This is a genomic window from Streptomyces sp. NPDC056347 (genome assembly GCF_042262625.1).
In the GTDB taxonomy this organism is placed as follows: domain Bacteria; phylum Actinomycetota; class Actinomycetes; order Streptomycetales; family Streptomycetaceae; genus Streptomyces.
In genome coordinates this window covers 1-9,398 of sequence record NZ_JBHJQP010000242.1, presented here as the reverse complement: position 1 = coordinate 9,398, position 9,398 = coordinate 1, and the positions used below count along the sequence as shown (strand labels likewise).

Annotated in this window: 9 protein-coding genes; 1 reads left to right on the top strand and 8 read right to left on the bottom strand. The window is 69.7% G+C overall.

All coding sequences use genetic code 11. The features are described 5' to 3' along the window. Positions 1 to 41: 41 nt before the first annotated feature. The 4 genes from ACFCV8_RS33730 to ACFCV8_RS33715 all read right to left on the bottom strand — a co-directional run bounded on the left by ACFCV8_RS33730 (position 42) and on the right by ACFCV8_RS33715 (position 4,171). Positions 42 to 416 (bottom strand): FKBP-type peptidyl-prolyl cis-trans isomerase, encoded by a 375-nt coding sequence (locus ACFCV8_RS33730; RefSeq protein ID WP_376689321.1) that lies wholly within the window; start codon positions 414 to 416, stop codon positions 42 to 44. Positions 417 to 459: 43 nt separating this feature from the next. Further along, positions 460 to 1,413 (bottom strand): FKBP-type peptidyl-prolyl cis-trans isomerase, encoded by a 954-nt coding sequence (locus tag ACFCV8_RS33725; RefSeq protein WP_376689320.1) that lies wholly within the window; start codon positions 1,411 to 1,413, stop codon positions 460 to 462. A gap of 127 nt (positions 1,414 to 1,540) precedes the next feature. Beyond that, on the bottom strand, positions 1,541 to 2,902 hold the full coding sequence (pafA, locus tag ACFCV8_RS33720; protein WP_072484408.1) for a Pup--protein ligase: 1,362 nt from the start codon (positions 2,900 to 2,902) through the stop codon (positions 1,541 to 1,543). A gap of 9 nt (positions 2,903 to 2,911) precedes the next feature. Beyond that, positions 2,912 to 4,171: an MFS transporter gene (locus ACFCV8_RS33715; protein ID WP_376689319.1), complete on the bottom strand. Its 1,260-nt coding sequence runs from the start codon at positions 4,169 to 4,171 to the stop codon at positions 2,912 to 2,914. 133 nt (positions 4,172 to 4,304) lie between these two features. Here ACFCV8_RS33715 and ACFCV8_RS33710 point away from each other — a divergent pair, with 133 nt between their 5' ends. Next, positions 4,305 to 5,330, top strand: a complete 1,026-nt coding sequence (locus ACFCV8_RS33710; RefSeq protein WP_376689318.1) for a LacI family DNA-binding transcriptional regulator — start codon at positions 4,305 to 4,307, stop codon at positions 5,328 to 5,330. Positions 5,331 to 5,390: 60 nt separating this feature from the next. On the opposite strand, the gene prcA is transcribed toward ACFCV8_RS33710, so the two are convergent. From prcA to dop, 4 genes are all read right to left on the bottom strand, one after another. After that, positions 5,391 to 6,191: a proteasome subunit alpha gene (gene prcA, locus ACFCV8_RS33705; RefSeq protein WP_376689317.1), complete on the bottom strand. Its 801-nt coding sequence runs from the start codon at positions 6,189 to 6,191 to the stop codon at positions 5,391 to 5,393. Between the two features lie 59 nt (positions 6,192 to 6,250). Then, positions 6,251 to 7,096 carry a proteasome subunit beta gene (prcB, locus tag ACFCV8_RS33700; RefSeq protein WP_376689316.1) on the bottom strand — a complete coding sequence of 282 codons (846 nt, stop codon included), beginning with the start codon at positions 7,094 to 7,096 and terminating at the stop codon, positions 6,251 to 6,253. A 243-nt stretch (positions 7,097 to 7,339) separates the two neighbouring features. Next, positions 7,340 to 7,558, bottom strand: a complete 219-nt coding sequence (locus ACFCV8_RS33695) for a ubiquitin-like protein Pup (protein ID WP_376689315.1) — start codon at positions 7,556 to 7,558, stop codon at positions 7,340 to 7,342. Positions 7,559 to 7,680: 122 nt separating this feature from the next. Beyond that, positions 7,681 to 9,192 carry a depupylase/deamidase Dop gene (dop, locus tag ACFCV8_RS33690; protein WP_376689314.1) on the bottom strand — a complete coding sequence of 504 codons (1,512 nt, stop codon included), beginning with the start codon at positions 9,190 to 9,192 and terminating at the stop codon, positions 7,681 to 7,683. Positions 9,193 to 9,398: the final 206 nt, after the last annotated feature.

Below are 9,398 nucleotides of genomic sequence, written 5' to 3'. Positions count from 1 at the left end.
GTGCCTGACGGCACGGGCCCTCGTTCACGCGGAGGCGCGGCTCAGACGGCGACCAGGTCGCAGACGAAGATCAGCGTCTCGCCCGGCGCGATGGCGCCGCCGCCGGCACCGCGGTCGCCGTACGCGAGGTGCGCGGGGATGGTCAGCTGACGACGGCCGCCGACCTTCATGCCCTGCACGCCGCGGTCCCAGCCCGCGATGACCTGACCGGCGCCGAGCTGGAACTCCAGCGGCCGGCCGCGGTTCCAGGAGGCGTCGAACTCCTCACCGGTGGAGAAGGCCACACCGACGTAGTGAACGGAAACGGTGGCGCCCGCCTTGGCGACCGGGCCGTCGCCCTCCCAGAGGTCCTTGATCTCCAGGTCGGCCGGCGGCGCGCCTTCCGGGAAGTCGATCTCGGGCTTCTCGATGTTCACTGACTTGCTCCTCTTGATGATGAACTGGGCAACCTGGACAGTCTTACATCTTCGCCAGCAGGTCCACCGCGAAGACCAGCGTGGACTTGGCGGGGATGGTCTGCTGCGCCTTGTCCCCGAAGCCCTGGTCCGGCGGGATGACGAGCAGCACCCGGCTGCCGATCTTCTTGCCGACCAGGCCGTTCTTCAGCCCCTTCAGGGTCACCTGGGCGAGCGGGAAGGTCTGCGTCTTGCCCGCGGCGTAGGTGCTGTCGAAGGTCTTGCCGTCCTTCCACGTCAGTGCGACGTAGTTCACGACGACGCTGTCGGTGTCCTTCACGACCTCGCCCTTGGACTCCAGGACGTAGTTGGAGACGAGCTTGGCCGGCGGGGTGCTCTTGGTGGGGATGGTGACCTTGGGGGCCTTGCCGTCCGTGTTGGTGCCGACCTTCGGCAGGTCGATGTTGTCCTGGGCGACCTCGGTGCCCTTGGCGGAGGCCGGGATCTGTGTCGCCTTCAGGACGTCGACGACGAAGACGAGCGTGGCGTTCGGCTTGATGTCGCCCTGGCCCTGGGCTCCGTAGCCGAGGTCCGGCGGGATGACCAGCTGGACACGGCTGCCGACCTTCTGGCCGACGAGGCCCTTGTCCCAGCCCTGGATGACCATGCCGGCCCCGAGGGTCAGGTCGAAGGGCTGCTTGCGGTCGAAGCTGTTGTCGAAGGGCTTGTCGGAGTCCCAGGACTGGCCGAGATAGTTGACCTGGATCGCGTCGCCGTTCTTGAGCGTGGCGCCGTCGCCCTCGGTGAGGACTCTGGTCTTGAGCTCCTTGGGCGGGTTGCCCTTCCCCTTGGCCAGGGTCGGCTTCTCGCCGAACTTCGCACCCGCGGTGACGGCGGGGAACCCGTCCTTCGACTCGGCGGAGGCGGAAGCGGAAACGGAATCGGAGCCCTTCTCGCCACCGCATGCCGCGGTCAGCAGCAGAAGGGGGACGACGAGAAGGCCGGCAAGTCGGCGCACTTGTTCCTCAGATCTCAGACGACACGATGGGGTTGAGTCCCCGCCACTCTAGGGCGTACGCAGGGCCCCGTACGAGAAACGTACGGGGCCCGCGTCGCGCCGGTGGCCGGGAGTGTCCCGTGCCGGCTCACATACCCGCGATCAGCTTCTCCACCCGGTCGTCCACCGAACGGAACGGGTCCTTGCACAACACCGTGCGCTGCGCCTGGTCGTTGAGCTTGAGGTGGACCCAGTCAACGGTGAAGTCCCGCCGCTGCTCCTGCGCCCTGCGGATGAAGTCGCCGCGCAGCCGCGCCCTGGTGGTCTGCGGGGGCACGGACTTGCCCTCGAAGATCTTCAGGTCGTTGCAGACGCGGGCGGCCTGTCCCTTGCGCTCCAGCAGGTAGTACAGGCCGCGACGACGGTGGATGTCGTGGTAGGCGAGGTCTATCTGAGCGACCCGCGGGTGCGACATGGTCATGTTGTGCTTGGCCCGGTACCGCTCGATGAGCTTGTACTTCATCACCCAGTCGATCTCGGTCTCGATCCGGTCGAGGTCCTCGGCCTCGACCGCGTCGAGCGTGCGGCCCCAGAGCTCCAGGACCCGGGCGACCGTGCCGGTGCGGATGCCGCGGCGGTCGACGAAGTCGACGGCCTTCTCGTAGTACTCGCGCTGCACCTCGATGGCGGAGGCCTCGCGGCCGCTGGCCAGGCGTACCTTGCGCTGCCCGGTGGTGTCGTGGCTGACCTCGCGGATCGCCCGGATCGGGTTCTCCAGCGTCAGGTCCCGCATCACGGTGCCCGCTTCGATCATGCGGAGCACCAGGTCGGTCGCGCCGACCTTGAGCAGCATGGTCGTCTCGGACATGTTGGAGTCACCGACGATGACGTGGAGACGGCGGTACCGCTCCGCGTCGGCGTGCGGTTCGTCACGCGTATTGATGATCGGGCGGGAACGCGTCGTCGCGGAACTGACGCCCTCCCAGATGTGCTCGGCACGCTGGCTGACGCAGTAGACCGCGCCCCGGGGGGTCTGGAGCACCTTGCCGGCGCCGCAGATCAGTTGTCTCGTGACGAGGAAGGGAATGAGGATGTCCGCGAGCCGGGAGAATTCTCCGTGCCGGGCCACGAGGTAGTTCTCGTGACATCCGTAGGAGTTTCCTGCCGAGTCGGTGTTGTTCTTGAAGAGATAGACGTCGCCCGCGATTCCCTCCTCGTGCAGGCGGCGTTCGGCATCGACGAGCAGGCCTTCGAGAATGCGCTCGCCGGCCTTGTCGTGGGTGACCAGTTCGGTCAGGTTGTCGCATTCGGGGGTTGCATATTCCGGATGCGATCCCACGTCGAGGTAGAGGCGGGCGCCGTTCCGCAGAAAGACATTGCTGCTGCGGCCCCATGACACAACACGGCGGAAGAGGTAGCGCGCCACTTCATCAGGGGACAGTCGGCGCTGTCCCCTGAACGTGCACGTGACGCCGTACTCGTTCTCCAGCCCGAAAATGCGGCGGTCCATGACTGAACATTACGCCTGATGGCCTGAGCTGAAACCGGGTTCGACAGCACCGTTCCGATCATTTTCCGATCCTCGTGCCGCAACTGCGCTGCGTCCGGGAACCTCCAGCGCCTTTCCCGTCGCCAGCAGAACGAGCAGCGCCGCCACCCCTCCGGCCCCCGCGACGGCGAAACTCCACGACGTGCCGCCCGCTTCGACGGCGGGTCCCGCCACGGCCGTCCCGGCCGCCGCGCCGACCCCGAACGTCGTCACCAGCCAGGAGAACGCCTCGGTCACGGTGCCCCGCGGGGCGTGCCGGTCGACGACGATGAACGAGCAGGCGATCGCCGGTGCCAGGAAGACCCCGGCGAGGGCCGCCAGGGCGGTCATGGCGGGCACCGAGGGGGTCAGCGTCAGGGGCAGGTAGCCGAGCGCCAGCAGCGCGACGATGACCCGAAGCCGGCGCTCCGGCGCCCCGGACCACTGCCGGGCCCCGTAGACCGTGCCGCCGAGCAGCGCGCCGAGCCCGAGCGCCGCCATCAGCCAGCCGTACACCGAGTCCCGGCCGTGGTCGTCGGCGTAGGCGACCCCGGCCACCGTGATCGAGCCCAGCGCGAGCCCGACGAAGAAGAACGACCCGAGCAGGGCCAGCAGCCCCGGCGAGCGCAGTGCGCCCAGCCAGTGCGCCTCGCGGGGCGCGGAGCGCCAGGCGCGGGAGGGCTCACTGAGGACGACGGAGAGCGCCCCCAGGACCCCTATCACGTTGATGACGAGCAGCGCGGCGGCGGGCGACCAGACCGCGACCAGCGCCGTCACCAGCAGCGGGCCCACGGTGAACATGACCTCCTGGGCGACCGCGTCCATGGCGTACGCACGGTGCACGCGGTCCTCCCGGCCCAGGACACTCGACCACAGGGCCCGCAGTCCGCCCTCCAGCGGTGGCGTGAAGAGACCGGCCACCGCCACCGCCACGTAGGCCAGCGGCAGCGACCCCAGGCCCGCGAGCGCCAGCAGAATCATGCCCAGCGCCGACACCACGGCTGCGGGGAGCTGGACACGGGGCTGCCCGTAGAGGTCCACGGCGCGTCCGAGCAGCGGCTGGCCGACCGCGGTGGCCAGTCCGTAGACGGCGGCGAGCGCCCCGGCCAGCGAGTAGCTGCCGCCCTCGGCGCGCGTGAACAGCACGATCGCGATCGGGGCGGTGCCGTTCGGCAGCCGTCCCACCAGGGTTCCGGCCAGCAGTCGGGCTGCGTGCCGCGCCCGGAGGATGTCCAGATAGCCCGCGGCCATAACGCCTCGCTCCTCTCCCCCGGTGGTTCGGCGACCCCGAGGTTTTACGTATAACTTCGAGGTTCATACGTACCATGTGGCCAGTCCGCAGGTCCACCGCACGGCGCCTGCCCCGATCGGCCCGGAGGCCCGAGTGACCAGCGCACCACAGCCCGCCCCGCCCCGGCCCACCAGCCGCGATGTGGCGCGGGCCGCCGGTGTCTCGCAGGCCACCGTCTCCCTGGTGCTCGGCGGCAAGTGGCGCGGCCGGGTCTCCCAGGCCACCGCCGAGCGCGTCCGCACCGCCGCCCGGGCCCTGGGCTACCGGCCGAATCTCGCCGCCCGTAATCTGCGTCTGGGCCGTACGAGGACCGCGCTGCTGGTCGTTCCCGCGCTCACCAACGAGTTCTTCGCCCGCGTCTACACCGGCGCCGCCACGGTCGCCGCCGAACACGGCTTCGGTGTCGTGCTCTATCCGTCGCCCGACGGCACCGGCCCGGCCAAGGACCCGTTCGCCTCGGCCAGTTCCTCCCTGGACGGCGTGATCGCCTCCTCGATGGCGGCCGGGGCCCTGGACGCACTGCGCGGCGCCGGTCTGCCGCTGGTCATGCTCGACAGCGATCCGGCGGACACCGGCGTCGCGGCCCGCGTCAATCTGGACGTCGCCGACGGGATGCGGCAGGTGGCGGAACACCTGCTCGGCCTGGGCCACCGCCGCTTCGTCCACCTGGCCTCGGCGGTCGACTCCTGGACCTTCGCGGTACGCGGCCGGGCGCTGCACGACGCGCTGAGTACGGTGCCGGGCGCCTCGGTACGGACGGTCACGGCGGCGCTCGACGTGCAGGCGGCCCGGGCCGCGGCGGAGCACGCGCTGGCCGCCCGGGGCCCCGCGCCCACCGCGCTCGTCTGCGACGACGACATCCTCGCGGCGGGCGCCTGCAAGGCGGCCCGCAGGCTCGGTCTGCGCGTCCCCGACGACCTGTCGGTCACCGGCTTCGACGATCTGGCGCTGGCCGTGGCCGTGGAGCCCGAGCTCACCACCGTGCAGCTGCCCGCGGAGCAGGTCGGGGAGCGCGGGATGACCGCACTGCTGGCGGTCCTGGACGACCGGACGGCCGAGCCGGGCAGCCTCCCCGTACGTCTGGTGGCCCGCGGCTCGTCGGCACCGCCGCGCACATGACCGTGCCCCGGGCCGCCGGGAGGGGCGGATCGGGGCACGGCACGGATCGTCACGGGCGGGCTACTCGACGTCCCCGCCGGAATCGGGCGTCTTCGGCGCGGCGGACTCGCCGCCCTCCTCGGTGTCGGAGTCGGAGTCGGCGTCCGTCGGCGCCGGGCCGCCGTCCGCCTCCAGCAGCCGGGCGAGCTGTGCGCCGACGATCCGCTTGAACTTCCGCTGCTGCGGTCGCGTCCGGTCCAGGACCGCGACCTCCAGCCGCTCGGCGGGAATCTCCCGCTCGCTGCCGTTGGGGTCGCGCGACAGCGCCTGCACCGCCAGCTTGAGGGCTTCGGCGAGCGTCATCCCGTCGCGGTGCCGCTGGTCCAGGAAGGTGCTGATCTGCTCGGCGTTGCCGCCGACCGCGACCGAGCCGTGCTCGTCCACGATCGAGCCGTCGTGCGGCAGCCGGTAGATCTGGTCGCCGTCCGGCTCGGCGCCGACCTCGGCGACCACCAACTCCACCTCGTAGGGCTTCTCGGCCGCGCTGGAGAAGATCGTGCCGAGCGTCTGCGCGTAGACGTTGGCGAGCCCGCGGGCCGTCACGTCGTCGCGGTCGTAGGTGTAGCCGCGCAGATCGGCGTAGCGCACACCGCCGATCCGGAGGTTCTCGTACTCGTTGTACTTGCCGGCGGCGGCGAAGCCGATCCGGTCGTAGATCTCGCTGAACTTGTGCAGCGCGCGGGACGGGTTCTCGCCGACGAACACGATGCCGTCGGCGTACTGCAGCACGACCAGGCTGCGACCACGGGCGATGCCCTTCCGGGCGTATTCCGCCCGGTCGGCCATGGCCTGCTGAGGAGAGACATAGAACGGCGTCGACACCTGTTGTCCGTCCCTTTCTGTCAGTGACGAGAGCGTCGGGGAAGCTGTGGAACGGCGGGTCAGAGCAGCGCGGCGCGCGGGCCGTCGGGCTGCTCCAGCCGGTGTTCCAGGACGGCGCGGGCGATCTCGGAGGATTCCGCCTCGTCCAGCCTCCGGAAGCCCTCGTCGGTGATGACGGTGACGATCGGATAGATGCGCCGGGCCACGTCCGGACCGCCGGTCGCCGAGTCGTCGTCCGCGGCGTCGTACAGTGCCTGCACGACCAGGGTGAGGGCGTCCTGCTCCGTCAGATCCCGGCGGTAGAGCTTCTTCATCGAGTTGCGGGCGAAGATCGAGCCGGAGCCGGTGGCCGCGTACCCGTGCTCCTCGGAACGCCCGCCGGTGACGTCGTACGAGAAGATGCGGCCCTTCTCGCGGTCGACGTCGAAGCCCGCGAAGAGCGGCACGACGGCGAGACCCTGCATGGCCATGGCCAGATTGCTGCGGATCATCGTGGAGAGCCGGTTGGCCTTGCCCTCCAGGGAGAGCTGGGCGCCCTCGACCTTCTCGAAGTGCTCCAGCTCCAGCTGGAAGAGCTTGACCATCTCCACGGCCAGCCCGGCGGTGCCCGCGATGCCCACCGCCGAGTACTCGTCGGCCGGGAAGACCTTCTCGATGTCGCGCTGCGCGATCATGTTTCCCATGGTCGCTCGCCGGTCACCGGCGAGGACCACACCACCGGAGAATGTCGCCGCGACGATGGTCGTCCCGTGCGGCGCCTCGACGGCCCCCTGCAGCGGCGGCAGGTTCCGGTTGCCCGGGAGCATTCCGGGTGCCTGGTCGGACAGGAAATCCATGAACGAAGAGGATCCCGGCGTCAGGAAGGCAGCTGGTAGACGCCCGGTGCTACGAGTGTTGGCTTCCACGCGTTTCCCTCCAGGTAAGCGACGGCCCTGCGCAAGGCGTCAGGATCGTCTCCCAACTTGCCGATGGCCGAATTGCGGTTGATGCGGTTACGCCACGGACCCTACCCGTCCCGCGGCGGCGATCCACCCGAACCTCGGGAGCGGCTGTACGGCTCGAGCTGCCGTTTGCGACCGCGCGGTACGGGCCGACCCGGCCCGTACCGCGCACACCGCTCACCGATCCTTCGCGTTCACATACGCGAATTACTGTCCGCCCTTCTGGACGAAGGACCGCACGAAGTCCTCCGCGTTCTCCTCGAGCACGTCGTCGATCTCGTCCAGAACCGAGTCGACGTCGTCGCTCAGCTTCTCCTGGCGGTCCTTGAGGTCCGCCGAGGCCTGCGCGTCCTGCGCCCGTTCCTCGACCTCCTCGGTGGAGCGCGTCGCCTTCTGCTGTCCGCCGCCGGTGTCCTTGGTCGCCATCTAGCTCACCCCGCTCGGTTCGAAGCACTTGACTGAGACCCTACCCACGGGCTCCGACATCGGCCCGGTACTTTCCCTCAACGTCCGGGGGTCATCCCGATGATTCCCCGTTCCCGTCCCTTTCAGCCGCCCGAGAGGACCTGGACCAGCTCCTGTGCCGTACGGCAGCGGTCCAGGAGATCCTTGACGTGGTCACGGGTGCCGCGCAGCGGCTCCAGGGTGGGCACCCTCTGCAACGAGTCGTGACCCGGCAGGTCGAAGATGACCGAGTCCCAGGAGGCCGCGGCCACATCGTCGGCGTACTGCTCCAGGCAGCGGCCGCGGAAATAGGCCCTGGTGTCCTCCGGGGGCTTCGTACGAGCCCGGTCGACCTCGCCCTCGTCCAGCAGCCTCTTCATCTTCCCGCGGGCCGCCAGACGGTTGTACAGGCCCTTCTCGGCCCGCACGTCGGCGTACTGGAGGTCCACCAGGTGCAGGCGGGCCGCGTCCCAGTCCAGGCCGTCGCGACGGCGGTAGCCCTCCATCAGCTCCCGCTTGGCGATCCAGTCCAGCTCGCCGGACAGGCTCATCGGATCGTTCTCCAGCCGGTTGAGGGTGTCCTCCCAGCGGTTCAGGACGTCCTTGGTCTGCTCGTCGGCGTCGGCCCCGTACCGCTCCTCGACGTACTTGCGGCCCAGCTCGAAGTACTCCATCTGCAACTGCACCGCGGTGAGGGTGCGGCCGCTGCGCAGCGTGATGAGGTGGGCGAGGTCCGGGTCGTGGGAGACCTGGTGCAGGGTGCGCACCGGCTGGTCGACCGCGAGATCGACGTTGATGAAACCGTCCTCGATCATGGACAGGACCAGGGACGTGGTGCCCAGCTTGAGGTAGGTGGAGATCTCCGAGAGGTTCGCGTCCCCGATGATCACGTGGAGCCGGCGGTACTTCTCGGCGTCGGAATGGGGTTCGTCACGGGTGTTGATGATCGGGCGCTTGAGCGTGGTCTCCAGCCCGACCTCGACCTCGAAGTAGTCGGCGCGCTGGCTGATCTGGAAGCCGTGCTCGTGGCCGTCCTGGCCGATGCCCACCCGCCCCGCGCCGGTGACCACCTGGCGGGAGACGAAGAACGGTGTCAGATGGCGCACGATGTCGGAGAACGCGGTCTCCCGCTTCATCAGGTAGTTCTCGTGCGTCCCGTACGAGGCGCCCTTGTTGTCGGTGTTGTTCTTGTACAGGTGGATCGGCTGGGCACCGGGGAGCTGGGCCGCGCGTTCGGCGGCCTCGGCCATGATCCGTTCACCGGCCTTGTCCCAGAGGACCGCGTCGCGCGGATTGGTGACCTCCGGGGAGCTGTACTCCGGGTGCGCGTGGTCGACGTAGAGGCGGGCCCCGTTGGTGAGGATGACGTTGGCGAGGCCGATGTCCTCGTCGGTGAGCTGGCTGGCGTCGGCGGTCTCGCGGGCGAGGTCGAAACCCCGCGCGTCCCGGAGCGGATTCTCCTCCTCGAAGTCCCAGCGGGCGCGGCGCGCCCGGTGCATCGCCGCCGCGTAGGCGTTGACGATCTGGGACGAGGTGAGCATGGCATTGGCGTTGGGGTGGCCGGGGACGGAGATCCCGTACTCCGTCTCGATGCCCATTACTCGCCGTACGGTCATGCGGCCCTCCTTGCCCGGCGGCGCTCCCTTCAGGGGCGGCGCTCAAGTACCGCTGCTTGTCGGTGCGCGTGCGCGGCCCGTCCACGCGTTGCGCGACCGGGCGGCACGCAAGAGCCTAGAGCGCCGCCGCCTTGGCGGGGGAGATCAATTGCGCCATTGCCGCGGTGTCGCGTGGGACGTACCGAAAGCAACCGGCTGCGGATGCC

Excerpts from the sequence above, each read along its gene's own strand:
- pafA (WP_072484408.1), bottom strand. The coding sequence starts at position 2,902 with ATGGACCGCCGCATTTTCGGGCTGGAGAACGAGTACGGCGTCACGTGC.
- ACFCV8_RS33715 (WP_376689319.1), bottom strand. The coding sequence starts at position 4,171 with ATGGCCGCGGGCTATCTGGACATCCTCCGGGCGCGGCACGCAGCCCGA.
- ACFCV8_RS33695 (WP_376689315.1), bottom strand. The coding sequence starts at position 7,558 with ATGGCGACCAAGGACACCGGCGGCGGACAGCAGAAGGCGACGCGCTCC.
- dop (WP_376689314.1), bottom strand. The coding sequence starts at position 9,192 with ATGACCGTACGGCGAGTAATGGGCATCGAGACGGAGTACGGGATCTCC.